At 61.7% G+C, this 25,889-nt stretch carries 22 protein-coding genes, 7 tRNA genes and 1 pseudogene; 8 read left to right on the forward strand and 22 right to left on the reverse strand.

The genetic code is table 11. The features are described 5' to 3' along the window. Positions 1-3: 3 nt before the first annotated feature. Positions 4-132, reverse strand: a complete 129-nt coding sequence (locus P8014_RS01865; protein WP_337815612.1) for a hypothetical protein — start codon at positions 130-132, stop codon at positions 4-6. On the opposite strand from P8014_RS01865, the gene P8014_RS01870 reads away from it, so the two are divergent. From P8014_RS01870 to P8014_RS01885, 4 genes are all read left to right on the forward strand, one after another. Then, complete coding sequence (locus P8014_RS01870; protein ID WP_337815613.1) at positions 131-2,797, forward strand: serine/threonine-protein kinase; 2,667 nt, start codon at positions 131-133, stop codon at positions 2,795-2,797. The two genes, P8014_RS01865 and P8014_RS01870, sit on opposite strands and share 2 nt — an antisense overlap. Next, complete coding sequence (locus P8014_RS01875; RefSeq protein WP_337815614.1) at positions 2,794-3,618, forward strand: Stp1/IreP family PP2C-type Ser/Thr phosphatase; 825 nt, start codon at positions 2,794-2,796, stop codon at positions 3,616-3,618. Before P8014_RS01870 ends, P8014_RS01875 begins: the two co-directional genes overlap by 4 nt. Before the next feature lie 41 nt (positions 3,619-3,659). Next, positions 3,660-4,346 carry an FHA domain-containing protein gene (locus P8014_RS01880; protein ID WP_337815615.1) on the forward strand — a complete coding sequence of 229 codons (687 nt, stop codon included), beginning with the start codon at positions 3,660-3,662 and terminating at the stop codon, positions 4,344-4,346. A gap of 86 nt (positions 4,347-4,432) precedes the next feature. Then, positions 4,433-4,678: a hypothetical protein gene (locus tag P8014_RS01885; RefSeq protein WP_337815616.1), complete on the forward strand. Its 246-nt coding sequence runs from the start codon at positions 4,433-4,435 to the stop codon at positions 4,676-4,678. A gap of 39 nt (positions 4,679-4,717) precedes the next feature. Here the strand turns inward: P8014_RS01885 and P8014_RS01890 are convergent, their stop codons facing one another. The 13 genes and pseudogenes from P8014_RS01890 to P8014_RS01950 form a co-directional block, all read right to left on the reverse strand. Next, positions 4,718-6,613, reverse strand: a complete 1,896-nt coding sequence (locus tag P8014_RS01890; RefSeq protein ID WP_337815617.1) for a SurA N-terminal domain-containing protein — start codon at positions 6,611-6,613, stop codon at positions 4,718-4,720. Between the two features lie 93 nt (positions 6,614-6,706). Then, positions 6,707-6,783: transfer RNA gene (locus tag P8014_RS01895), tRNA-Asp, on the reverse strand. Between the two features lie 13 nt (positions 6,784-6,796). After that, positions 6,797-6,872, reverse strand: a tRNA-Val gene (locus P8014_RS01900). Positions 6,873-6,882: 10 nt separating this feature from the next. Then, positions 6,883-7,155, reverse strand: a complete 273-nt coding sequence (locus P8014_RS01905) for an HU family DNA-binding protein (protein WP_337815618.1) — start codon at positions 7,153-7,155, stop codon at positions 6,883-6,885. A gap of 303 nt (positions 7,156-7,458) precedes the next feature. Beyond that, a pseudogene (gene lon, locus P8014_RS01910) lies at positions 7,459-9,801 on the reverse strand (endopeptidase La); the annotation flags it as partial. Between the two features lie 230 nt (positions 9,802-10,031). Beyond that, positions 10,032-11,306, reverse strand: a complete 1,275-nt coding sequence (gene clpX, locus P8014_RS01915; RefSeq protein ID WP_337815619.1) for an ATP-dependent Clp protease ATP-binding subunit ClpX — start codon at positions 11,304-11,306, stop codon at positions 10,032-10,034. Between the two features lie 137 nt (positions 11,307-11,443). Then, entirely contained in the window at positions 11,444-12,079 is a 636-nt protein-coding gene (gene clpP, locus P8014_RS01920; RefSeq protein WP_337815620.1) for an ATP-dependent Clp endopeptidase proteolytic subunit ClpP, read from the reverse strand. Between the two features lie 4 nt (positions 12,080-12,083). Beyond that, positions 12,084-13,382, reverse strand: a complete 1,299-nt coding sequence (tig, locus tag P8014_RS01925; protein WP_337815621.1) for a trigger factor — start codon at positions 13,380-13,382, stop codon at positions 12,084-12,086. Between the two features lie 49 nt (positions 13,383-13,431). Then, positions 13,432-13,516: transfer RNA gene (locus P8014_RS01930), tRNA-Leu, on the reverse strand. Between the two features lie 100 nt (positions 13,517-13,616). Further along, positions 13,617-13,692, reverse strand: a tRNA-Lys gene (locus tag P8014_RS01935). A gap of 10 nt (positions 13,693-13,702) precedes the next feature. Continuing rightward, positions 13,703-13,778, reverse strand: a tRNA-His gene (locus tag P8014_RS01940). Positions 13,779-13,814: 36 nt separating this feature from the next. Then, positions 13,815-13,891: transfer RNA gene (locus P8014_RS01945), tRNA-Arg, on the reverse strand. 26 nt (positions 13,892-13,917) lie between these two features. Continuing rightward, positions 13,918-13,994 (reverse strand) — tRNA-Pro (locus P8014_RS01950). Positions 13,995-14,168: 174 nt separating this feature from the next. On the opposite strand from P8014_RS01950, the gene folD reads away from it, so the two are divergent. Beyond that, positions 14,169-15,023 carry a bifunctional methylenetetrahydrofolate dehydrogenase/methenyltetrahydrofolate cyclohydrolase FolD gene (gene folD, locus P8014_RS01955; RefSeq protein ID WP_337815622.1) on the forward strand — a complete coding sequence of 285 codons (855 nt, stop codon included), beginning with the start codon at positions 14,169-14,171 and terminating at the stop codon, positions 15,021-15,023. Between the two features lie 3 nt (positions 15,024-15,026). On the opposite strand, the gene cysS is transcribed toward folD, so the two are convergent. Then, on the reverse strand, positions 15,027-16,409 hold the full coding sequence (gene cysS, locus P8014_RS01960; protein ID WP_337815623.1) for a cysteine--tRNA ligase: 1,383 nt from the start codon (positions 16,407-16,409) through the stop codon (positions 15,027-15,029). 37 nt (positions 16,410-16,446) lie between these two features. Then, positions 16,447-17,874 carry a glutamate--tRNA ligase gene (gene gltX, locus P8014_RS01965; RefSeq protein ID WP_337815656.1) on the reverse strand — a complete coding sequence of 476 codons (1,428 nt, stop codon included), beginning with the start codon at positions 17,872-17,874 and terminating at the stop codon, positions 16,447-16,449. A 110-nt stretch (positions 17,875-17,984) separates the two neighbouring features. On the opposite strand from gltX, the gene P8014_RS01970 reads away from it, so the two are divergent. Together P8014_RS01970 and lpxH are read left to right on the forward strand one after the other, a co-directional pair. Then, positions 17,985-18,503 carry a peptidylprolyl isomerase gene (locus P8014_RS01970; protein ID WP_337815624.1) on the forward strand — a complete coding sequence of 173 codons (519 nt, stop codon included), beginning with the start codon at positions 17,985-17,987 and terminating at the stop codon, positions 18,501-18,503. Then, positions 18,496-19,224: a UDP-2,3-diacylglucosamine diphosphatase gene (gene lpxH / locus P8014_RS01975; protein ID WP_337815625.1), complete on the forward strand. Its 729-nt coding sequence runs from the start codon at positions 18,496-18,498 to the stop codon at positions 19,222-19,224. The genes P8014_RS01970 and lpxH overlap by 8 nt, the downstream gene beginning before the upstream one ends. Here the strand turns inward: lpxH and P8014_RS01980 are convergent. The 4 genes from P8014_RS01980 to P8014_RS01995 form a co-directional block, all read right to left on the reverse strand. Further along, a complete protein-coding gene (locus tag P8014_RS01980; protein ID WP_337815626.1) occupies positions 19,211-19,600 on the reverse strand; it encodes a hypothetical protein in 390 nt (129 codons plus the stop codon). The genes lpxH and P8014_RS01980 overlap by 14 nt on opposite strands. Positions 19,601-19,664: 64 nt before the next feature. Continuing rightward, positions 19,665-20,396, reverse strand: coding sequence for a hypothetical protein (locus tag P8014_RS01985; protein ID WP_337815627.1), 732 nt, complete (start codon positions 20,394-20,396; stop codon positions 19,665-19,667). Positions 20,397-20,432: 36 nt separating this feature from the next. Continuing rightward, positions 20,433-21,665 (reverse strand): DUF4147 domain-containing protein, encoded by a 1,233-nt coding sequence (locus P8014_RS01990; RefSeq protein ID WP_337815628.1) that lies wholly within the window; start codon positions 21,663-21,665, stop codon positions 20,433-20,435. Further along, positions 21,652-22,830 carry an O-succinylhomoserine sulfhydrylase gene (locus P8014_RS01995; RefSeq protein WP_337815629.1) on the reverse strand — a complete coding sequence of 393 codons (1,179 nt, stop codon included), beginning with the start codon at positions 22,828-22,830 and terminating at the stop codon, positions 21,652-21,654. The genes P8014_RS01990 and P8014_RS01995 overlap by 14 nt, the downstream gene beginning before the upstream one ends. A 291-nt stretch (positions 22,831-23,121) precedes the next feature. On the opposite strand from P8014_RS01995, the gene P8014_RS02000 reads away from it, so the two are divergent. Continuing rightward, entirely contained in the window at positions 23,122-24,177 is a 1,056-nt protein-coding gene (locus tag P8014_RS02000; RefSeq protein ID WP_337815630.1) for a PQQ-binding-like beta-propeller repeat protein, read from the forward strand. Positions 24,178-24,229: 52 nt separating this feature from the next. On the opposite strand, the gene P8014_RS02005 is transcribed toward P8014_RS02000, so the two are convergent. Further along, positions 24,230-25,171, reverse strand: coding sequence for a hypothetical protein (locus tag P8014_RS02005; RefSeq protein ID WP_337815631.1), 942 nt, complete (start codon positions 25,169-25,171; stop codon positions 24,230-24,232). A gap of 56 nt (positions 25,172-25,227) precedes the next feature. Beyond that, the gene (locus tag P8014_RS02010; RefSeq protein ID WP_337815632.1) at positions 25,228-25,848 is read right to left on the reverse strand and encodes a L,D-transpeptidase; all 621 of its coding nucleotides are present in this window, start codon (positions 25,846-25,848) and stop codon (positions 25,228-25,230) included. Positions 25,849-25,889: the final 41 nt, after the last annotated feature.

Consider the following 25,889-nt stretch of genomic DNA (forward strand, 5'->3'; position numbering starts at 1 on the left):
AATTCAACAGCCAGCCAGAAACACGCCGAATAGCCGGGCGAGCGGAATGAGCCGCAAGGTCCACTCCAGATGCCCCAAGGCCGGCTGACTGATAAGACATATAACGATACACAGCTGGATCGATCTGTCCATGCGCGAGTCCTTTTGGACCAGAGAATGGTTCCTGGGCCTGGTAGTCGGGCTGGTCGCGGTAGTAGCCGCCGCACTAGGCCAGATGCACCGCCTCGACTACGTGGTTTATGACACGGCGATGCGTCTCGCTTCTGCGGCGCCGACGCCGCGCATCGCCATTATCGCCGTCGATCCCAAAAGCATCGATTCACTGGGTTCCTGGCCTTGGCCGCGCAACCGCCTGGCCGAACTGCTTGATGTCATCGACGCGGGCAAACCCACCGCCGTTGCGGCCATCCTGCCCCTGGTCGAACCTCAAATCGATCCGGGACTGACAGCCATCCATCAGCTGCAGAACCAATATCAGACCTCATCATTGCCGAAAGCGGCGACAACACTCGGCAGTGTGCGCCACGACGTACTGCTCAGCGCCCGGACCATGGGACGCAGGGCGCCGCAAACGCTCGCCCAACTCGACCGCTATCTGCGCAATAAGGCGCCGTTGCGCAAACTTTCGGACGACCTGCGAAGACTGCGTGCGACCGTCAACGAACTCGAACGCCACCTCAATACGGACCGCATCCTGGCCGCTGCGATCAAACGTGCCGGCAACGTCGACCTGAGCATGTCATTCGAGCCGGGCATCACTCAGGGCAAACCCGATGCCGAGCTGCCAGAGGCGATACGGAGCAACCTACTGCGGTCGTTGGCGCATGGGAATAACCTGGCTAACGCCGTTTCCGCCTATGCCATCCAGCCGCCCCTACCCGCTTTCGCCGAAGATGCCCACGGCATCGGCATCTTCTCGCCTGCCGCGGACGACGACGGCCGTATTCGGCAACTTCCGCTCGCGGTTCGCTATTACGGACACTATTTACCCAGTCTCGGCCTACTGCTCGCTTTGCAAAGCCTCCATCTTCCAGCTGACAAGGTCGCCTATCAGCCCGGCACCGGGCTGCTCACCGCCGGCTCGCTGACCATCCGCACCGGGCCGAATCTTCGGATACGGCCGCATTTCTACCGTCCCTCGGGCTCCACGGGCACAGCCTTCACCACATACAGCTTTGCCGACGTACTCAACGGCAACGTCGCACCCGAAGTTTTCCGCGACAAGATTGTTCTAATCGGACTTACGGCACCCAGCGTCGCAACGCAATTCGACACGGCGGCCGGGACACGTAGTCCATCGGTGGAGATCCTGGCCGACGAGGTTTCCAGCGTACTCAATCAGGACTCCTTCTACACGCCGGGCTGGGCCGTGTGGGTCAGGTTGGTCATTTGGGCCGCGGTCTTGGGTTATCTGATTGTTCTGCTGCCGCTGCTCGGCAACCGCATCGCCGTCGTCGCCACGCTGCTGCTGTTCAGCGCGCTGCTGATCGCCATGCTGTATCCGCTGCTCAATCACGGCGTCTGGATCGCGCTCGCCAGTCCCAGTCTGCTGTTGGTCTGTGGACAGCTGCTGCTGCTACTTAAACGACGCCTATCAAGCGGACGCGGCCTACTGCCGACAGCGGCGAATTCCATCGAAAACGCCCGCATGTTGGGACTCGCATTCCAGGGTCAAGGACAACTGGATCTGGCCTTCGACCGTTTCCGCCAGTTGCCCGCGGGCGAGCCCGGCTTCGAACTGCTCTACAATCTGGCACTCGACTACGAACGCCGCCGGCGCTTCAACAAAGCGCACGACGTCTACTCGCATATCCACCAACACGACCGTCACTACCGCGACGTCAAGGAACGCCTCAAGCGGACCGGCTCGCTCAACGACGTCAAGCTGACGCCGGTTCGCGGCAACGGCGGTATCGCCAGCGCCGGTACGATCATTCTGGAAAGCGACGGATTGCAAAAACCGATGCTCGGCCGTTATGAGATCGATCGTGAACTCGGGCGCGGCGCCATGAGCGTGGTCTACGCGGGGCGAGATCCGAAAATCGGCCGCATCGTCGCGATCAAAACGCTACCGCTATCCTCGGAATTCGATGTCGAAGAAATCGACCAGGTCAAACGCCGTTTCTACCGCGAGGCAGAAACCGCCGGGCGACTCAACCATCCCAACATCGTTACCGTCTACGATGTAGGCGAAGAGCACGACCTCGCCTACATCGCGATGGAGTACCTCTCGGGGCGCAATCTCACCAACTTCCTCAACCGCAAACACCTGCTGCCGACCTCGACCGTGCTCGAGATCATCGCCAAGTGCGCGGTGGCCCTCGACTACGCCCATCAGCATCACGTCGTGCACCGCGACATCAAACCGGCGAATATCGTCTACGACGTAGACCACAACAGCGTCAAGCTGACCGATTTCGGCATCGCCCGCATCACCGATGCCAGCCGTACGAAAACCGGCACCGTCATGGGCACGCCCTCTTACATGTCGCCGGAACAACTCGCCGGCCAGCGGCTCGACGGACGCGCCGACCTGTTCTCCCTGGGCATCACCTGTTTTCAGCTTCTAACCGGCCGCCTGCCCTTCCAGGCCGACACAATGGCATCATTGATGTATAAAATCACCAATGAAGCCCATCCCGCTCTGAACAGTCTGCGGGATGACCTCGCCCCATGCGTCAGCCCAATCATCAACAAGGTCCTGCAGAAGAATCCGGACAGACGCTTCCAGACGGGACGTGAAATGGCCGAGCGCCTCATACAGTGCGCCCACGAGATCAGGAAAATGAACGCATGAATCAGAGCGAACTGTTCGATTGGAGCGCCGTGACCGACCGAGGGCGGGTGCGCCGCAAGAACGAGGACCATGTATCCACCAACGCCGGCATCGGCACTTTCGTCCTGGCCGATGGCATGGGCGGGCACCGCGGTGGCGAAGTCGCCAGCGCAATCGCCGTCAACACCGTGCTCGAATGCCTGGAAGCACGACTGCCGCAGCTTACTCCCGGCGAGATCGACGAAAATCTCGGCTACACCGGCGAAAGCCTCGCCGCACGCGAAGCAGTGATCCAGGCCAACCACAAGATTTACGACTCTTCATGCGAACAACCCCAGTACGCAGGGATGGGCACGACGCTCGTAGTCGCGGTCTTCTACCTGGACCGGCTGAGCATAGCCCACGTCGGCGATTCCCGCCTATACCGCTTCCGCCAGGAGCAGCTCGAGCAACTCACCAGCGATCACACCATGCGCCAGGAACTGGTGGACCGCGGATTCTATACCGAGCAGGAAGCATGCTCGATGGTCCAGCGCAATCTCGTCACCCGAGCGCTGGGTGTCGACGAAAGCGTTGCCGTCGACATCCAGGAAGAACTCGTCTTGCCCGGTGACCTTTACGCACTATGCTCCGACGGGCTGTACGACATGCTTGACGAGGAAGTTATCGCGCGCGTGCTCGGTGCCTGCGACGATCTGCAGCAATGTGCGCAGAAACTGATAGATCTCGCCAACAGCAATGGCGGGAAAGATAATATATCTCTGATACTCGTACGCCCTTCCATCGACAGCGCTCCGCTGCGTCGTCCATGGTATCGGCGCATCCGCGGATGGTTGCGCTGAACGGGACTGGGGCGGATATCGCTTTCTGGAGAAGAATCACGATGGCTAAGCTGATCCTATCCGAGAACATGCGCATACTCGACGAATTCACCCTCGACCGGGACTGCATCACCATTGGACGACGCGGCGACAACGACATCCAGATAGACGATCGCGCCGTCAGCGGCTATCACTGTCAAATACTCACCGTGCTCAACGATTCCTTCCTCGAGGACCTGCAGAGCACCAACGGCACCTACGTCAACAGCAAGCGCATCACCAAACATGCCCTGCATAACGGCGACATCATCATCCTTGGCATACACCAGTTGCAATACGAGAACGAACTCGCCAGCAGCGAGGATGAGGATCACTATGACAAAACCATGGTGATACGTCCGACGCTGCCGCCCCAGAACCCACAGGGCGACAAGCTCTCCGGTGTGGCGGAGACAGACGGAAAACCAGGCAGCCCCAGACGCGGACAGCTGAAAATCCTCAATGGCACGAACAAGGGCAAGCTGTTCCCACTGACGCGCGCCATGACCACCCTTGGCAAACCGGGACAACAGGTCGCGGCCATCACCCGCCGCGGGGACAAATACGTCATCATCGGTGTCGAAGCCGACGCCGACAACCGCTACCCCATAGTGAACGACAGCCCCGTCAGCGCCCGTTCGATCGCACTCAACGAGGGGGACGTGATTCAACTCAACGGCATCCGCATGGTGTTTCACGTCACCCAGTAATCACGTACAACACCGTGTCACAGCCTGACACGAGGGCGCGCTAGGCTGCGGACATGAGAGCCGCTCTGGAGCGGATACGCTTCATAATGCCGCCACATGCCCTAACAAGAACAAACCACGACGAGACCCTGGTCAGCCGTATCCATCCGCTGAGCCAGGATGTGTCGGTCAATCACATCAGCAACCTGCTTCTCGACAAGCGACGCTACGACGTCGTCTCCCCGCCCGTCGCCGATGCCGGTCGCCCGACAGGCCTGCTAGCCGGCTCTATCCAGCACGCGAGGCTACGGCTCGGCTCGCCGTACAGCGAAGCCGCCGAAATAAGTGGCTAGGCAGCGCGGCAACTGGCATTCGCGTGTCGCCGCTGCCACTCAGAAGTTCAGATTGTTAGGATAAACCTTGACCTTGTCGGCACGTTCCAGAGCCTGATACACAACCTGCAATTCCACCTGACCGAACAAATGAGCCAACTGACCCTGCACCATGCCGACCTGCTTCGCGTCCGGCTCGGGACGTTTGACTCCAGTGATCTCGAAAATCGCATAGTTACCATTATTCAGGCGTACGCCACCCGCGCCGCTCTTCCCACTGGCTGGCGCAGGAAGTTGAAATGCCGCAGTGACAACTGATGCCGGAATGTCTTTGGCTCCCTGACGGCCTACCCAGCCGAGCACATGCACGGAAGATTTACCGCCCGGCGCGACACCAGCCAGCGATTTACCGGAGTTCAGGTCTGCAATCAGTGCCTTACCCACTTTTTCAGCCTGCTTGTCAGCGGCCTGCTTGGCAAGCACTCTACGAATAGCTGCACGCACCTCATCCAGCGGCTTCTGTTCCGGAGTCTTGTGCTCCAATGCACGCACCACGACCACTTCATGCTGGCCGAGCTGTAGCGGCTGGCTGTTGGAGCCGTTATTCAGCACTTCGGTCGAAAAAGCGGCCTGAAGCACCTTGGCGTTAGCACCAACGCCCTGCCCGCCACCCTCACGTGTCAACCATCCCGTATTTTCCACCTTCAGCCCAAGAGCCTTCGCAGCCGGCTCGAGCGAACCCGGATTCTTGTAGGTCAGATCGGCCAGACGCTGAGCTTCGTCGTTGAACTGACGCTGCGCAATGAACTGAACGTAGGCGGTCTTGACCTGAGCCTTGATCGCCTCGAAACTCGGCTCGGCCGCCTTATGCAGAGCCTCCAGCTTGAGCCGGTAAACCTTCTGATTGACCTTGATCGGCGGAGTCACCTGCCCAGGCTTCAATGCGAACAAGGCACTGGCCACCTGATTCGGCAGATCGCCCCGGGTTATCTCTCCCAAGGCACCACCCTGCTTGGCGTTCGCGGCCTGGGAATAGCGTCGGGCCAGACTGGCGAAGCTGTCGCCCTTCTTCAAGCCTTCAGCGATCCCCCTGAGACGCACTGCGGCTTCGCCCTGGCTCTCAGAAACCAAGTCGACGACGATCGACCGCGCCGTAGCCCGTTCCGGCTGTTCGAATTGCGCCTGGTGCGTTTGAAAATAATTGCGCAGCTCGTTATCGGAGACCTTCACATCCTTTTCGAGACCGGCCACATCCAAGCGCAGATAAGCCAACTTCACTTTCTCCGCCGTCATGTAATCGGACTTGTGCCGGTGGTAATAGGCTTTGACCGCCTTGGCGTTGACCTTAACCGAATCTGCGTAACGCGAGGCGGGAATAATCGAGAAGCTCAGCTCGCGCTGTTCGTCGCGCAGACGCAATAGCTGTTCCGCCTGATGCGGCGTCGAGAAAGCAGTTTGCTGAATACCGCCCTGCAACTGCGCGGTGGCGATGGCGCGTCGCAATCTGCCCTCGAACTGCAGCGGAACCATAGCCTGGGCATGCAGCACCTGTTCATAGCGAGTCTTGGAGAACTTGCCATCCACCTTGAATACCGGATATTGCGCAAGCTGGTCGAGCAGTTCCTTATCCGTTACCTGATAGCCCGCGCCAGTCGCCGCCTCATGGAACACGGCATCACGTACAAGCCGCCGCAGCACCATCTGCTTGATGGTCTGGCTATTGAGGCCGGAGGGAAGCTTACCGCCGAAAGCCTGTTCAAGACGCATCTGCTGCTCGCGGTAAGCGCGCGCAAATGCCTGAATCGATATAGAAGTGCCACCAACCTCGGCGGCAACCTGTTTACCACCACCATCGAGATAGTGGTTTACCCCCCACAGCGCGAAGGGAACACTGATCAGTAAAACGATGGCGTACGCGATCCAGCCAGACGCGCGATCACGAATGGTTTGAAGCATGTGCAACAGCCTCCTCGTCAGGCGGCGGGAAAAGCAATTGATGATGTCACAAACAAAAAAGGGCGCCTGATCAGGCGCCCTTCCTCGTACTGCTGGCGGAGTGGACGGGACTCGAACCCGCGACCCCCGGCGTGACAGGCCGGTATTCTAACCAACTGAACTACCACTCCCAAACTTTTGCCCTGGTGGGTGCTGAGGGAATCGAACCCCCGACATTCGCCTTGTAAGGGCGACGCTCTACCAGCTGAGCTAAGCACCCGGAAAGCCCGCTAGTTTACAGCATCTTTCAGCGCTTTGCCAGGCTTAAATGCAGGAAGATTGGATGCTGCGATCTCGATGGTTTCACCAGTGCGCGGATTGCGGCCGGAACGGGCTTCACGCTTGCGCACGGAGAAGCTGCCGAAACCAACGACAACGACCTGATCGTCACTCTTCAGCGCTTCGGTAACAGATTCGACAAAAGCGTCCACAGCCTTGCCCGCGGCCGCTTTGGAAAGATCCGCCTTAGCGGCGATGGCATCGATCAATTCGGATTTATTCATGGAGTCTTCCCCAATTCGTTGAATGCGTAATGGCTACTCAGCCAGACCCCGTGTATCACACGACTGGCCCGTTTACAGACGGATAACAGGGAGCTTTCTGAAGCCACACAGCCGCTGCCGTAACGCGTTCTTAATCGGCCGCAGGGGTGTGCTTTATAGCAAGCGCCCCCGGAAACTGTCAACAAGATTGAAGCTTCCGAAGCCCCCGGATCAATGATGCTGCAAACCGTCTTTCTTGGAGTCTCGGCTCGCCTTCTTATGACCCGTCCCTACCGCTGGGAGTTTATCAGAAGATGCGGCCAATGGCTCAGGTTGACGCAGCAATGCGACCGCTAGAACCTCATCTATCCAGCGCACCGGACGGATATCGAGTTTCTGTTTGATGTTCTTCGGAATCTCGGCCAGATCCTTCTCGTTTTCTTGCGGGATCAATACGGTGGTAATACCGCCGCGATGCGCAGCCAGCAGCTTCTCCTTCAAGCCACCGATGGGCAACACCTCGCCGCGCAGAGTGATCTCACCGGTCATCGCGACCTCGGCCTTGACCGGTATGCCCGTGATGGACGACACCAGCGCCGTGCACATGGCGATACCGGCACTGGGACCGTCCTTGGGCGTTGCACCCTCCGGCACGTGGATATGAATGTCGTGCTTCTCGAAGTAATCGCTCTCTATGCCCAGCACATGCGCACGCGAGCGCACCACGGAACGCGCCGCCTCGATCGACTCCTTCATCACGTCGCCGAGCTGTCCGGTGCGGATCACCGCCCCCTTGCCCGGGATCGTGGTCGTTTCGATCGTCAGCAGATCGCCACCGACCTCAGTCCAGGCCAAGCCGGTGACCTGTCCGATTTGATCCATCTCTTCTGCCCGGCCATAGCGGAATCGCTTTACGCCAAGGTACTTTTCCAGGTTACGCGGCGTCACCGACACGCTGCGCTCACCTTCCTGATCCAGGCCATGTTGCATCACCACCTTGCGACAGATCTTGGAAATCTCGCGTTCGAGATTTCGCACACCCGCTTCGCGCGTGTAGTAACGCACGATGTCACGCATCCCGCCCTCGCTCAGCTTCAGCTCGTCCTTGCGCAAGCCGTTGTTCTTGAGCTGCTTGGGCAACAAATAACGTTCGGCGATGCTGGTTTTTTCGTCCTCCGTATAGCCCGGCAGCCTAATCACCTCCATGCGATCCAGCAGAGGCCCCGGAATGTTCATGCTGTTCGCCGTGGCGACGAACAACACGTCGGACAGATCGCACTCGACCTCCAGATAGTGATCCGCGAACGTGCTGTTCTGCTCGGGATCCAGCACTTCCAGTAGTGCCGACGCCGGATCACCACGGAAATCCATTGCCATTTTATCAATTTCATCCAATAAAAAGAGCGGATTACGCGTACCAACCCTCGACAGATTCTGCACGATCTTACCCGGCAGGGAACCGATGTACGTACGGCGGTGCCCGCGGATTTCAGCCTCGTCACGTACGCCGCCCAGCGCCATGCGAGTGAACTTGCGGTTGGTGGCACGCGCGATCGACTGACCCAATGAGGTCTTGCCAACACCGGGAGGCCCCACAAGGCAAAGAATCGGCCCCTTGAGTTTCTTTACACGCTGCTGCACAGCCAAGTATTCGAGAATGCGCTCCTTGACCTTTTCCAACCCGAAGTGGTCTTCATCCAGTATGCGCTGAGCGGCAACCAGGTCGTGGCTGACGCGCGACCGCTTCTTCCACGGCACGTTGACCAGCCAGTCGATGTAATTGCGCACCACCGTGGCTTCCGCCGACATCGGCGACATCATCTTGAGTTTGTTGAGTTCCGCATCGGCCTTCTGGCGCGCCTCCTTGGGCATGCCGGCCTTTTCGATGCGCTTGGCCAGTTCCTCAACCTCGTTCGGCGCATCCTCGAGTTCCCCGAGTTCCTTCTGAATGGCCTTCATCTGCTCATTCAAATAATACTCGCGCTGACTCTTTTCCATCTGCTGCTTAACGCGTCCGCGTATGCGCTTCTCGATCTGCAAAAGATCGATCTCGGCCTCGATCAGCCCCATAATGTGCTCGAGCCGGGCATGCATATCCTGTATTTCCAGCACGCGCTGCTTTTCCTCGAGCTTGAGCGCCATATGCGCGGCCACAGTATCGGCGAGTCGCGCCGCATCATCGATACCGGCCAGCGAGGTCAGAATTTCAGGCGGAATCTTCTTGTTGAGCTTGACGTACTGATCGAACAGGTTGAGCACCGTCCGGCTCAGCACCTCGATCTCGCGTTCCTCGCTCGCCACCTCGGGCTCAAGCACACGGATCTGCGCGGAAAAAGTCCCGTCCGTCTCATGGAAACCGACCACCTGCGCACGGTCCGTACCCTCCACCAGCACCTTGATGGTACCGTCGGGAAGTTTCAGCAGCTGCAGAATCGACGACAGCGTACCGATCCGATGAATATCGTCCGGTCCAGGTTCATCCACCTCTGCGCTGCGCTGCGCAACCAGCAGAATCTTCTTGTTGTCCGCCATCGCCAGATCAAGCGCCTTGATCGACTTGTCACGACCGACGAAAAGGGGGATGACCATGTGCGGGTAGACCACCACGTCTCGCAGGGGTAACACAGGAACTATCACGGTCTGTTCGTCTGCGGTCTGCACAGGCATGTTCGAATCGTTTTCCATTGAGTCCTCGCGAATCAACGCTGGGGCATGGACATACGACGTTCCCTACCCTCTCGCCATTAGCGCCAAGCGGAACATCGAGCGTCGTTGGTACAGTACAGTGGATCGGCATCGCCGACGCTGGCGCGCTATACGCGCCAGCGGGATCTGCCATGAGATATGAATGAGGGCGCCCGCCCACCATTTCAAGGCGGGCGGGCAGGTGCCGCGGCTCAGTCGGCGGCGGCGCGCTGATACTCCCCACCCTCATAGATGAGGTAGGGCTTAGCCTCGCCGCGGATGACGGCATCGTCGACGACCGCTTTGGTGACGTTTTCCAGGGAAGGCAGATCGTACATCGTATCCAGCAAGACCTGTTCGATGATGGTGCGCAGCCCTCGCGCACCCGTCTTGCGCTCCATCGCCTTGCGCGCCACCGCACCCAGGGCATCCTCACGAAACTCAAGTTCGACGCCCTCCATCTCGAACAGCTTGCAATACTGCTTGACCAGCGAGTTGCGGGGCTCGACCAGAATCGTGACCAACGCCTCCTCGTCGAGTTCCTCCAACGTCGCAACCACAGGCAGACGTCCGACGAACTCTGGAATCAGGCCAAAACGAATCAGGTCCTCCGGCTCGACCTCGAACAGCAGTTCACCGGTCGGTCGGGTGACTTCCTTGCTCTGCACCTCGGCCGAGAAACCGATGCCCGTCTTGGCCGAACGATTCTGGATGATCTTTTCCAGACCCGCGAATGCGCCACCGACGATAAACAGGATATTACGGGTATCGACCTGCAGGAACTCCTGCTGCGGATGCTTGCGTCCACCTTGCGGAGGCACCGATGCGACGGTGCCCTCGATCAGTTTGAGCAGCGCCTGCTGCACGCCTTCACCGGAAACGTCACGGGTGATGGACGGATTGTCGGACTTGCGCGAAATCTTGTCGATCTCATCGATGTAGACAATACCCGTCTGCGCCTTCTCGACATCGTAATCGCACTTCTGCAACAGCTTCTGGATGATGTTCTCGACATCTTCGCCGACATAGCCGGCTTCGGTCAGGGTCGTCGCATCGGCGATGGTGAACGGCACGTTGAGCAGGCGCGCAAGCGTCTCCGCCAACAACGTCTTACCGGACCCCGTCGGTCCGATCAGCAGAATGTTGCTTTTGGACAGCTCAACGGCATCCTTATGGGTACGCACGTTCAGGCGCTTGTAGTGGTTGTAAACCGCCACCGACAATACCTTCTTGGCACGGTCCTGCCCCACCACATATTCGTCGAGTATCTGCTTGATTTCCTGCGGCTTGGGCAGCTCACCCCCACCCAGCGGACTCTGCTCGCCCATCTCCTCGCGGATGATGTCGTTACACAGTTCAACGCATTCGTCACAGATAAAAACCGACGGACCGGCGATGAGCTTGCGAACTTCGTTCTGGCTCTTGCCGCAGAACGAGCAGTAAAGCAGCTTGCCGCTATCGGAGGTGAGGTGTTTGTCGTCGCTCATCGGCACCTCTCAGAGGGGTTCTTTCAAACACACATTGCCCGGTTTGCACGGAAGATGCAAGCCGGAAGATTACAGGGATATTACCCCGGAACGATCACGACCGGGGCAAAACAAGAGGCCTATCCCGGATGGTTTACTCAGTTCGAACGCGCGTTCATCATTTTGTCGACCAAACCATATTCGACTGCCTCATCGGGGCCGAGAAACCGATCACGCTCGGTATCCTCGCGAATACGTTCAACGCTCTGCCCGGTGTGCTGAGCCAGGATCTCGTTGAGCTGTTCGCGGATCTTGAGAATCTCGCGGGCGTGAATATCGATATCGGTCGCCTGCCCCTGAAAACCACCAAGCGGCTGGTGGATCATGACCCGGGAATGCGGCAGACAGTAACGCTTACCTTCCGCACCGCCGGCCAGCAACACCGCCCCCATACTGGCGGCCTGTCCGATGCACAACGTACTGACCTGCGGCTTGATGAACTGCATGGTATCGTAGATCGCCATGCCTGCGGTCACGGCGCCGCCGGGCGAGTTGATATAGAGGCTGATGTCCTTGTCGGGATTCTCGGACTCGAGAAACAGCAACTGGGCGACGATCACGTTCGCCATGTAGTCCTCGACCGGCCCCACAGCGAACACCACACGTTCCTTGAGCAGGCGCGAATAGATGTCGTAGGCACGCTCGCCGCGGGCCGTCTGCTCGACGACCATCGGAACCAGATTCAGCGCCTGCGCGTCCAGTGCACCACCTTTGCCGTCATCGATCACGCTCATATCGTCACTCTCCCTTGCCGGGGTTCATAACCTGGTCGAAGCTCCGCTGCTCCTCGGCCACCTGCGCCTGCGCCGCCACATGGTCCATGACCTGATCCTCGAGCACCAGCGCTTCGACGCTGGCCATCGCCTCACGATTGCCGCGGTAGTAGCGCACCACCTGTTCGGGCTCTTCGTAGCCTGCGGCCAGGCCCTGCAGCGTCTCGTCGACACGCACCGAATCCAGTTCCACCTTCTCCGCACGCACCAGCTCACCGATGATCAGGCCCAGGCTGACGCGACGGCGCGCCTGCTCCTCAAAAAGGTTGTCGGGCAAATTGGCCCGCGCTTCCTCGCTCATCGCCTCGCCGACCTGGGCACGCATCCGGCCGATCTCGTCCTTCACCAGCGCGGCAGGCAACTCGACCTCGTTGGCCGCGTACAACGCATCCATGACCTGCGTCTTAAGGCGTTCTTTGAGCGCCTGCTTGAGTTCACGTTCCATGTTGCCACGCACTTCGACACGCAACCCCTCGACGCCACCCTCGCTCACGCCGAAGGCCTTGGCGAACTCATCATCCACCTCCGGGAGGTTCGGGGCATCGACCTGCTTGACCTTGATCTCGAACTGTACCGTCTGACCTGCCAGGTCCTTGGCGTGATAACTCTCGGGGAAAGTCACGTCCAACGTCTTTTCATCGCCGACCGAAAGCCCCCTGAGCTGCGACTCGAAACTCTCGATGAGTCGCCCCTCGCCGAGCACCAAACTGTGGTTTTCCGCACTGCCGCCCTCAAAAGGTTCGCCGTCGAGCATCCCCTTGAAGTCCATCACCACTTGGTCGCCGTCCTGCGCCGCGCGACCGGCCGCCTCCCAAGTCCGACGTTGCTTGCGCAGCGTTTCGAACATCTTGTCCACGTCGGCATCGGTCACTTCCGCGACCGGACGCGTCACGCTCAGTTCGGCCAACGACTTGAGTTCGATCTGCGGATAGACCTCGAAGGTGGCCACATACTCAAGCTCGCCGTCTTGCTGGGGCGAATTCAGTTCGATCTGAGGACTACCCGCCAGCGCCAGCTCTTCCTGCAGCACGGCCTCGCGGAAGCTCGACTGCATCACCTCGCCGACGACATCCTGATAGACCTCACTGCCATAGCGCTGCTGCACCAGCTTGAGCGGCACCTTGCCGGGTCGGAACCCATCCACCTTGATGCGCTTGCTCATCGTACGCAGACGCTTCTGCACCTCCGTGTCGATGCGCTCCACCGGCACCCGCACAATCATCTTGCGCTCAAGACTACCGGTCGACTCAATCGAAACCTGCATTCGAAACCACCTCTTGAATAACGTACCGCGCGCCATCGGGCGCGTATTGTGGTGCGAAAGGAGAGACTCGAACTCTCACGGGTTGCCCCACTGGAACCTAAATCCAGCGCGTCTACCAATTCCGCCACTTTCGCCGAAACCGTTAAACCGGAAATTCTAACATGAGGCAACAGCCACGACACGCACATATGCAAAGGCCCGCTCGGTGGCGGGCCTTTGCATGACTTTCCGAATTGGTGGGCCGTGTAGGACTCGAACCTACAACCAATTGATTAAGAGTCAACTGCTCTACCAATTGAGCTAACGGCCCAAAAACTAATTGGGGTGGGCGATGGGACTCGAACCCACGACGACTGGAATCACAATCCAGGGCTCTACCAACTGAGCTACGCCCACCATAAAAATCTTCAGTGCAACCCAGCCGGGCAATTATGGCGCGCCCGGCAGGACTCGAACCTGCGACCGTTCGCTTAGAAGGCGAATGCTCTATCCAACTGAGCTACGGGCGCATTCGTAACACCCTGCCAGGAGTGAATGGTCGGGGTAGAGGGATTCGAACCCCCGACATCCTGCTCCCAAAGCAGGCGCGCTACCAGACTGCGCTATACCCCGGATCACCTGCGTTGAGTGTCACTCAAACTCTGGCGGCGCTGCACAGGAGGCGCATATTACCCAAGCCCCACCACCTCGTCAACGCCCGTCAAAATCCGTAACCTTGCCGGCATCAGGGGCTCATGCGAGAATCGCGGCCTCGCCGTCACCACCCCATAGGGAAGGACACCGCACATGACCGCCGAGTTCATCGACGGCAAAGCCGAGGCCGCACTGATCCTCGACGAAATATCGCAAGAGGTCGAGCGCCTGCGCGGCAGCGGCGCACGCCTGCCCGGCCTAGCAGTCGTGCTGGTCGGGGACGATCCGGCCTCACAGATCTACGTACGCAAGAAACGTGAAGACTGCGTGCAAGTCGGTTTCAGCTCTCAGGCTCACCTACTGCCCGAAAACACCACTCAGAAGGAACTGCTCGGACTCATAGACCGGCTCAACACCGACGATACGGTCGACGGCATCCTGGTACAGCTGCCACTGCCGAGCCATATCGACACCGAAACGGTCATCGAGCGGATCGCCCCCGGCAAGGACGTCGACGGCTTCCATCCCTACAACGTCGGACGCCTCACCCTGCGTCTGCCGGCACTGCGTCCCTGCACGCCCTTCGGCATCATTCGCCTGCTCGATCGCATCGGCGAAACCTACAAGGGGCGACACGCCACCGTGGTCGGCGCATCCAATATCGTTGGACGGCCGATGGCCTTGGAACTGCTGCTGGCCGGAGCCACCGTAACCATCTGCCATCGGTTCACCGCCGACCTCGAGCGCTATGTGGCCGCGGCTGACATTCTCGTGGTGGCGGTCGGCAAGCGCGGCGTCGTCAACAGCGACTGGATCAAGCCTGGCGCCACCGTCATAGACGTAGGTATGAACCGCGACGAGGCCGGGCACCTGACCGGTGACCTGGATTACGACACCGCGCGTGAACGCGCCGGTCACATCACGCCGGTACCCGGCGGGGTCGGACCGATGACGCGCGCCATGCTGTTGCACAACACGCTGAGCGCCTACCGCCAACGCGAAGGCTGAGGCTTATTGCCGGCGCCAGATCGTTCCCTGCGCGCCGTCCTCCAGCGCCACGCCGGCCTCCTGCAACTCGTCGCGAATACGATCGGCCTCAGCGAAATCACGCTGCTGACGCGCCTGGGTGCGCAACTCGATCAGCCCCTCTATCTCAGCGTCGGACAGACCACCGGCCTGCGCCGTGCCGCGCAACCACTCCTCGGAGTCGGCTTGCAGCAGGCCGAGCACACCTCCCAAGCGGCGAAGCTGCACGGCCAGCGCGGCCGCCTCCGCCGGCGAAGTATCACGCGCCCGGTTCACCTCCCGCGCCAACTCGAACAACACGGCAATGGCTTCGGATGTATTGAAGTCATCGTCCATCGCGGCACGGAAACGCTCCTCCCACTCGCCACCGGCCGACGCTTCCGCACCGGACAGACCGCGCAGGGCGGTATACAGGCGGTCCAGCGCCTGCTGCGCGGCGTCGAGCTGGTCGTCCGCGTAGTTCAGCGGACTGCGGTAGTGGCTGGTGAGGATGAAATAACGAACCACCTCAGGACGATAACGCGCAAACACATCGCGCAGCGTGAAGAAGTTGCCCAGCGACTTGGACATTTTCTCCTCGTTCACACGCACGAAACCGTTGTGCATCCAGTAATTGACGAAATGCCTGCAGGTCGCCGCCTCACTCTGCGCGATTTCGTTTTCATGGTGTGGAAACTGTAGATCCAGGCCACCGCCGTGGATATCGAACTGCGGCCCCAGCGCCTTGATCGACATTGCCGAACACTCGATGTGCCAACCCGGCCGGCCGCCTCCCCAGGGAGATTCCCAGGCCGGCTCGTCAGGCTTGGCGGCCTTCCACAGCACGAAATCCAGCGGATCATCCTTGGCCTCGATCACATCGACGCGCGCGCCGGCGCGAAGGTCCTTTGGATCCTTGCCCGACAGGCGGCCGTAGTGTTCGAAGCGCGACACGTCGTAGTACACATCGCCGTTGTCAGCGCGGTAGGCGTACTTCTTCTCAATCAACGTGCCGATCAGGCTCACGATCTCATCGATCGACTGCGTGGCGCGCGGCTCGAGATCCGGCGGTTGCACGCCCAGCGCCTCCAGATCCTCGTGCATCGCGCGAATGAAGCGCTCGGTCAGGGCATCGATGCTCTCGCCGTTCTCGTGCGCGCGGCGGATGATCTTGTCGTCGATATCCGTGATGTTGCGCACGTAGGTAACGTCATAGCCCAACCAGCGCAGATAGCGCACCACCATGTCGAACACCACCAGCATGCGCCCGTGGCCGACATGGCAGTAGTCGTACACCGTCATACCGCAGACATACATGCGCACGCGACCGGCCTCGATGGGCTCGAAGACTTCCTTGTCGCGACTCAGGGTGTTGTAGATCTTCAGCATCGTTTCTTCCTTAGGCCCTGCTCACACGACCCGGTTCTCAACCCGCGGCGATTCCGGCCGCCGCCTGCAAACGTTCGCGCATCCGCACCTCGTCCATCAAGGGAAATATGCGCGCCATCTCGGGGCCGTGCGTCTGCCCCGTGAGAGCCGCACGCAACGGCATGAATAGCTCGCGCCCCTTCACTCCAGCCTGCACCCCAACCGCCTTGGCCCAGGCACGAAAATCCCCGGCATGCGCAGGCAGCATATCCGATGCAGCCCTAAACAACGCCACAGGCGCCCCACGCAGCACCTCCTCGGCTTGCGCATCGAACACCGGAGAGCCCGCGAACACCGCTTGCGCCCACAGACGCACATCGTCGGGAAATGACACATTATCCCTGATCGCCGCGATAAAAGCCGGGCGTAACTCGACCGGAACCGCATCGCAGGCCGTACCGGCCCATTGCAGCAAGGCCACCTCGTCAGCGGCAGCTAACGCTTGGCGCTGCCAGTGATCGAGCTGGGCAAGATCGAAACGCGCCGCGGCCCGGCCCAGCCGGGCCGGATCGAAGCCGGCGGCGAGCCCGGCCATGTCGAGCAGGGCGTCATCGGCATAACTGTGTCCCAACCGCGCGAGGTAATTGTTCAGCGCCGCGGCGAGATAGCCCCGCTCTCTCAGCTCGCCCAGGCTCGTCGCCCCATGGCGCTTGGACAACGGCGCACCGTCTTCGCCGACGATCAGAGCAAGATGGCCGTAATGCGGCTCAGTCAACCCGAGGGCACGCAGCAGAAGCAACTGACGCGGCGTATTGCTGATATGGTCCTCGCCGCGCCAGACGTGCGTCACCCCCATCAGCGCATCGTCGACTGCGTTGCAGAAGAAGAACGCCGGTGTGCCGTCGGTGCGGCGAATGACGAAATCGCCGATATCGTCGCTGCGAAATACCTGCGGCCCCCGCACGAGATCCTCGAACCCGATCGATTCGCCCTGTGGCACACGGAAACGCAGCGTATGCGGCTCTCCGGCCTCCCGCCGCGCCCGCGCCTCCTCATGGCTCAGATGCGCGCAGGTACCGGGGTAGCGCGGCGGCCGCCCCGCTGCGCGCTGGCTGGCGCGTGCGGCAGCGAGCTGCTCCTGGGAGCAGAAGCAGGGGTAGGCGAAATCCCTCTCGAGCAGCTGCGCATAGTAATCGGCGTAGATCGTGCTGCGTTCGGACTGGAAGTAAGGACCGGCAGCGCCGCCGACGCCCGGCCCTTCCTGCCACTCGAGGCCTAGCCAGCGCAGATCGTCCTGCAGCATCGCGCTGAACTCGGCGCGCGAGCGCTCGGCATCGGTATCTTCGATGCGCAGCAGGAAACTTCCCCCCCTACCCCGGGCATGCAGGGCCGAGAACAGTGCGGTGCGCAGATTTCCCAGATGGAGATTGCCCGTCGGACTGGGAGCAAAACGGGTCTTTAGCGGTGTTTCAGACATGGCGCGGATGGTAGCCGAAAGCCCCGATCAAACAAACCGTCACCTTCCCCGTGCGCAGCGCAGCCCGTATCATGACGGGCCTTGTATCCATCCGATTCCATACGCAGAAAGGCAACCACATGAGCGACAACGCCAACCCCATCGTCGAGCTGTCCACCAGCCAGGGCACCATCGTGCTCGAACTCTATCCCGAAAAAGCACCGGTGACGGTGGAGAACTTCCTCGCCTACGTCGACGCGGGATTCTTCGACGACACGATCTTCCACCGCGTCATCCGCGGCTTCATGGTCCAGGGCGGCGGCCTCACCGAGGACATGCAGCACAAGGCCGGCAACGCGCCGATCCGCAACGAGGCGGACAACGGACTCAAGAACGAAACCGGTGCCATTGCCATGGCGCGCACCGCGGTGCCCGATTCCGCGACCTCGCAATTCTTCATCAACGTCAAGGACAACGACTTCCTCAACTTCCAGTCCAAGACGCAGTCCGGCTGGGGTTATTGCGTGTTCGGCCGCGTCATCGAGGGCATGGACGTGGTGCGCAACATCGAGGGCGTGCAGACCGGCAACCGCGCCGGACATCAGGACGTCCCCGTCGAGCCCGTGCACATCACCAGCGCCAAGCAGCGCAGTGCCTGAAACGCTCTTCATCTCCGACCTGCATCTCGATCTGGAGCGCCCGGAGGTCATCGACCTCCTGGTGCGCTTTCTGGACGAACGCGCAGTGGACGCCGACGCGCTGTACATCCTCGGCGACCTATTCGAGTACTGGATCGGCGACGACGACATCCGCGACGGCCTGCTACCGGCGATCGAAGCACTGCGCCGAGTTAGCGATGCCGGCGTACCGCTGTCGTTCATGGCCGGCAACCGGGACTTCCTGATCGGTTCGGGCTTTGCCGAGCGTGCCGGTTGCCGCCTGCTGGAGGATCCCACGCGCGTCGAACTCTACGGCGTGCCCACCCTGCTGATGCATGGCGACAGCCTGTGCACCGACGACGTTGCCTATCAGGCCCTGCGCAAGCAGCTGCGCGACCCCGCTTGGCAGGCCGGCTTTCTGGCCCTGCCGGTGGAGCAGCGTCGGGCACAGGCCGAGGCGCTGCGCCGCAAGAGCCGCGAGGCGACCCGCGGCAAGGCAATGGCAATCATGGACGTGAACGCCGGGGAAGTCGATGCTGCCTTCCGCAAGCACGGCGTGCGGCGCATCATCCACGGCCACACCCATCGCCCCGCCGTCCATGCGCTGGAAGTGGACGGCGGGGCGGCCCGACGCATCGTACTCGGCGACTGGTACACCCAGGGCAGCGTGCTAAGCGTTACCGCCGAAGGCTATACGCTGGAAGAACTCAGAACAAATTGAACAGATCGGTGGCGAGGTCCTCGCCGACACCGATGCCCGCGCCCAGCCCCAAACCGGTGGTAAGACTGCCGAGAAAGCCGCCGCCGGCGCCCCAGCCACGCGTCTGCGCGTACTGTGCCGCCGGCGGATGCGCATCCACCGCTTGCTCCAATTGCTGGATGTGCTGCCCCATCTGCTGCAGCACGAACGCCGTCTGCTGTTCGTGCTGCTGAATGCCCAACGCGATCTCGCGCAGATCCATCGCCAACTCACGCGCCGAATTCTGATCGGGCATGCCGCTCGCCAGCTTCTGCGCGAACTGCTGCAGTTTGTTCTTCACGTCCTGCGATTGCTGCTGAATCTGTATGATCTGCTGTTCCGCCTGTACATAGTCCATCGTGCCATCTCCTTGACGAATGTGTCACTGAGACAGCCGCGGCATCCTGCAGTTCCCTCGGCGCTCAAGACCCCGGAGCCGGTATGTCGTGCATGCCCTGCGTGCCGACCGCATAGTATCTATAGTCGGTCGGCAGTTGAAACAGCGCGGCCGCGACCGGCTGTTTCAGCTTGAAATCCAGCAGCCGCCTCGCCTTTCCCTGCGGCCCCCAGCCCTGTATCGGAAATCCGTGCGACAGATACCGGGTCGGCGCGAAAATCAGCCGCGCCTGCTCGCAGGCGGACTGCGGCGGCGCCGGCGTGCGGCCGTAATCCAGCGCCTGCTGACCCGCCAGTGTGGTGCGAAACGCGGCCAGGGCCCGCCGCACGTCTTCCAGCAGGCCGGGCACCGCCACCACTTCGTAGCAGCGCTTGCCGCCGGCGAAAAAGGTGTGGTGCTGCGGCCTCTTGCCGTCAATACTGGGAGCGTCCTTGTACGGTTGCGACGTCTGCCGAAGCTCGAGCGGCTTGTGCGGTTTGACCTTCACCGGCCGGCGCCGGATGGTCAGCACATCCTTGTCCTGCGGACTGACGCTGTAGATGGTCTGCGTACGCCTGTTGAACAGGACGTACACACCGCCCATATCACCACCGTCGAAACGCAGAAAATCCGGCGTCACCAGCACACGTTCGGAATAGGCCGCCTGCCCCACGGGCTTGATCTGAAAGTGAAGAATGGTGGCTTGTACTTGTTCAGCCGCAAGTACCGGAGCCGACAGACACGCCAGCGCCAGTGAGGCGGCGATTACCCACCTCATCGGAACAGCCGCTCGACGTACACACGTTTTCAACGCTCAAGTCTCCTGCCACTTCAGGCCAATCACCAGATCGGTCACGTTGGTTCCCGTCGGCCCCGTCGACAACAGATCCCCGCTCGCCTCCAGCAAGCTGCCCGAGTCTGCGGCCGCCAACGCCGCAGCGGCATCCAGACCCTCAGCGCGGCCACGAGGCAACGTACCACCGTCGACGATGGCACCTGCATCCTCGGTAGGGCCATCGGTGCCATCGGTACCCGCGGCCAGCAGACACACGCCCGCCACGCCGTCCAACTCCATCGCCGCAGCCAGCGCGAGATGCTGATTGCGGCCGCCGCGTCCGGGTTCGTCCGGCAGGCGAATGGTGGTCTCGCCGCCCCAGAGCCACAGCGCTGGCGGCGCATCACGCAACGTCCGAGCGAGTTCGCTGCCGGTCAAGGCCGCATCGCCGTAGAGGCAGGCCCCCTGCAGGCGCACTTCAACGTCGACAGGCGCCGCCTCGGCCATCGCCTGCAATGCGTCGTCGAGACTGGCGATGATATGATGCGGCACGGGCACCTGGTATTCCCCCTGTGCTGCAGCGCGTTCAGTCCACTCGGCCAGCCAGCCGGGCAACTCCGGCAAGTCGCCCGGCAGCGCTTCGGCCAGGAGACCCGAGCCGATCGCCCGCTCGTCGTCGCCCGCCACGTCGGAGATGGCCAGTACACAGGCCTTACGCCCGCCCAGACGCGACCGCAGCCGCCCTCCCTTGATCAGAGACAGGCGCTGACGCACGCGGTTGACGTCGGCGATATCCAATCCGCTGCCCAACAGCCAGGCGCTGGCCCGGCGCAGATCCTGCAGTTCGAGGCCTTGCGGCAACACCTCCACCAGACTCGAGGCGCCGCCCGAAAGCAGGAACAGGATGCGCCCCGACTCCGGCACAGCGTCGACGAACGCCAGCAGTGCCTGCCCGGCGGCCAGACTCCCGGGACCCGGTACCGGATGCTCGGCCATACATACCGTCCAGCGTCCGGCATCGTGCAGCTCCCGCTCAGAATGCCCTTCCTTGGTGACGATCAGTCCGGCATGCAGACGCTCGCCCAGCACATCCTCGGCGCCCCGCGCCATCGCCGCGGCAGCCTTGCCGATGGCGACGACATGCCAATCGCCCGGCTCCAGAGGATTGGACTCGAGCCACCCGCGCACCGCCGCAGCGCCTTCGACCCTGCCCAGTGCCGCCCGGAACAGTCTCAGCAGTTCACGGCGGGCGCCGGCATTATCCGAGACCATGAGCGAGATCCGCGATGATATCGTTGGCCGCTTCCAGCCCCACGGAAACGCGCAGCAGCCCGTCTCGAATACCGGCTTCGGCACGCTGCTCGGCGCTGATGCGGCCATGCGTGGTCGTCGCCGGATGCGTAATCGTGGTCTTGGCATCGCCCAGATTGGCGGTGATGGAAATCATCCGTGTGGCGTCGACAACACGCCAGGCCGCCTCCTGCCCGCCGCGAACCTCGAACGACACCACGCCGCCGAACCCGTCCTGCTGCCGGCGCGCCAGCTCGTGCTGCGGGTGAGCCTCGAGGCCGGGATAGTGGACCCGCTCGACCTGCGGCTGCGCCTCCAGCCATTCGGCCACACGCTGGGCGTTGTCGCAATGGGCTCGCATGCGCAGGCGCAGGGTCTCCAGCCCCTTGAGAAAAACCCAGGCGTTGAACGGACTCATGGTCGGCCCGGCGGTACGCAGGAAACCGAACACGTCCTTGCCGACCCGTTCCGCATCGCCGACCACCGCGCCGCCGATGCAGCGTCCCTGGCCGTCCAGATACTTGGTCGCGGAATGAATCACCAGATCGGCGCCCAGCGCCAGCGGACGCTGCAGCGCCGGCGTACAGAAGCAGTTGTCCACCGCCAACAGAGCGTCATGCGTATGCGCCAGCTCGGCCAAGGCGGCAACATCAGCCAGCTCCGTCAGCGGATTGGAAGGCGTCTCCAGAAACAGCAGGCGGGTATTGGGCTTGATGGCGGCCTGCCAGGCTTCAATATCGACCTGCGAAACGAAATCGACCTCGATGCCGAAACGCTTTAGATAGCGGTCGAACAGACTCACCGTGGAACCGAACACGCTGCGCGAACACACCACATGATCGCCGTGTTTAAGCAGCGCCATGCAGGCGGACAGGATGGCGGCCATGCCGGAGGAAGTCGCCACGCAGGCCTCCCCGCCTTCCAGCGCGGCGAGCCTGTCCTGGAACGTGCGCACGGTGGGATTGGTGAAGCGCGAATAGATGTTGCCCGGCTCCACCCCGGAAAAGCGCGCAGCGGCCTCCGCCGCGCTGGCAAAGGCGAAACTCGAGGTCGTGTAGATCGCTTCGGAGTGCTCGTGCTCGTATCCGCGCACCTGGCCGGCACGCACGGCGAGTGTCTCGAATTCTGCGGAAAAGTCGGTTTCCATGTCCTGCCCTCCTGTGGCATGTGTTAGGAGCGCCGGCTTGCGGAACACAGCTGCGGGACACGAACCCTGGCCAGACAAACATCGGCAGAGGCGGGTCGAACACTCGCTTTAGCCGTATTTGTTAAGCGCCCGCAAGCTGAGAGACTCAAATCGGCGCTGGCTGCCTATCGTAGGCCTGCAGGCGATCGTCGTCAAACCGTACGCAGGCCTAACCGCTTGGTAATCTTCGGCTACCGGGTGCCGCATTACCATGCATCGGATCAGCCAACCCAAAGCCTCAGGATATATTGGATGCTCCGTCACTTGAGACAACACCGCGCGCAGCTGTTCGGCACCCTGCTCGCTGCCGGCGCCCTACTCGTTTCGTATCAGGCGCGTGCCGCGCAAATCTATCAACCGGGCGGCACCACTAGCCACCCCCTGCCCGGAAACCTGCTGATTGCGGATCGCGGCAACGATCGTTTGCTGGTGGTCACACCGGACAAACGCATCATCTGGTCCATGCCGATCCGCGTCGGCGGCCCCAAGGGCGTCCACTCGCACGGTGCCGACGACGGTTTCTTCACCCCCGACCACAAGCACATCATCGTCAATAACGAAGACGACCAGACCATCGGCATCATCAGCATCGCGCAGAAACGCTTCGTCTGGATGTATGGTCAAAAAGGCAAAACGGGATCGCGCCCCGGCTATCTGGACACGCCCGACGACGCCTACCAGCTGCCGGACGGCAACATCGTGGTCGCCGACATCGGCAATGACCGCGTGCTCATCATCAACCCCAAGACCAAGCGGATCGTGCGTCAGTTCGGCACGACCAAGGTCCGCTATCACGCTCCGCCGACAAAGCTCAACGCACCGAACGGCGCGCTTCCCACACCGGGAGGCAACTTCATCGTGACCGAAATCGACTGGGGCTACGGACATCCGGGATACATCGACAAGCTCAGCCCAACCGGCAAAGTGCTCTGGTCCTTCCGCAGCCGGACCATCTACCCGTCCGACGCCAACCAGATGCCCGACGGCAACATCCTGGTGGTCGGCTACACCAACCCCGGCGTCGTCGACATCTACTCACCGCAAGGCAAACTGCTGTGGCACTACCGCAAGACCTACGGCCACGGCGCGCTCGACCATCCCTCGATCGCGCTGCCCCTGTCGAACGGGAATCTGCTGGTGTGTGACGATTGGGACAACCGCGTGGTGGTGATCGATCCGCGTACCAAGAAGATCGTGTGGCAATACGGCCACAAGGGCGTCAAGGGCACGAGCAACGGCTATCTCAACGTCCCCGACGGCATGGACATGGTCCCCCCCGGTACGCGCTTCCGGCACACCGGAGGCTGATCCGCAGACCGTCATGCGGCGAGCCCGGCACACGGGCCCGCCTCGTCTCTTGCTACTGCAAGCGCAAGTGCCAGACTCGGCGCCCGGCGCTGTGCGAACTCGGGCCGCTCATCCCGCCCAGCAAATACCCGTTTCGCCCTTGCTGCACGTAGCCCATGTCGGCCAGCGGGCCCGGCAGGCGGCCGACCCGGCGCCAGCCGCGCTGCCCGGCGTGGTAGGCCAGGATATCGGCGCTGATGCGCCCGCCATTGCCGAGGCCTCCGACCACATAGACGGTACCTTCCCAGGCGAAGGCAGCGGCCTTTTCCAGCGGTCTAGGCAACGACGGAAGCCGTTGCGGCGCAGCCTCGCCGGGCTGCCAGCTCCACGCCGAATCCACTCGCCCGCGCGCCGACAGTCCACCAGCAACGAACACGGTGCTTCCCTCCACGGCTACCGCGGTGTAGCGCACGCCGACCGGCAGGCTGAACAACGTACGCCAGCGGGTATGGCCGCCGTTCATGCTGCGGATGAAGTACACCTTGCGCACATCCGGTCCGCCGTGTCCACCGACCATGATCAGCCCGTCCACGCCATGCAGACGGTAGGGACGCGTCACGGCATCCGACAGCGGGTGCCCAAGATAGGCAACATGTACAGCATGCGACCCCTGCACTCGCAGCAGAGCCCGCGTGGAATACGCCTGTCCACCGCCGAAGATGAACAATGAACCGTTCAGATAACCCGCCGCCGCATCATGCGTCGGCCTCGGCAACTGCGCCACCGCGCTCCAGCGCCCATTGCTGCGCTCGTAGATCTCGGTCAGAGAACGCCGCCCGGTAAAGCCGCCCACCGTTTCCAGATCCCCTGCGGGCGACAGGCAAGCCGCCACGCCGATCATGGGCAAGGGCAGCTGTCCGTCTGCGCTGACGCGGACGCCGGCCTGAGCCTGGCAGGCAAAGGGTAGGAGCAACAGGGCGGGGAACAGGGAGCCGAGAAATCGTTTTCGCAACATGCGGTATCTCCGATGGATAACGCGGCAACCCTATAGCGCCCCGCACCGTACCGCCATTACTGTTTATTAACCGCCTCCGCACGCGGCCCGGGAATTTCGCTCAACGGTGCGTCTCCGGGCAGGATGCAGACCAGACTGCCCTGCGGCAGGCGTTCGAACAGATCGACAACCTCGTCGTTGCGCATGCGCACGCAACCGTGCGATACCGGCATACCGATCCGCCCCTCCTCGGGTGTGCCGTGGATGTAGATGTAGCGCGCATACGTGTCGACGTCGCCGCCCCGGTTGTAGCCGGGCTGCAGCCCATCCAACCACAGAATGCGCGTGGTCACCAGATCGTTTTCCGCAGGATCATGCGGATCGCTCAGAATTTCCGCGATTTCGCCGGTGGCGCGACGCCCTTTGAATACCATCCCGGCAGGCGCCTCGGCACCGAACTTCCCGGCCACACGGAACACGCCGAGGGGGGTCTGAAAACTGCCCTCGCGTTGTCCGACACCACGCGCAGCCGTCGACACCCGATAGTGCCTGAGCAGTTTCCCGCCTTTGATCAAGTGCAGGCATTGGCGACCGACATCGACAACCGCAACGCAGTCGGTGGCGATTTCCGGATAGCGTCGTCTCAGCTCTTCGGCCAGGGTGTGCAACTCACGCTCGCCCGCCTCAAACCCGCTCATCGGCATTCTGCACTCCCTCTGGCCGGGCGATCCTCCGGATT

Source organism: Acidihalobacter sp. (assembly GCF_037381185.1).
Lineage (GTDB): Bacteria > Pseudomonadota > Gammaproteobacteria > DSM-5130 > Acidihalobacteraceae > Acidihalobacter_A.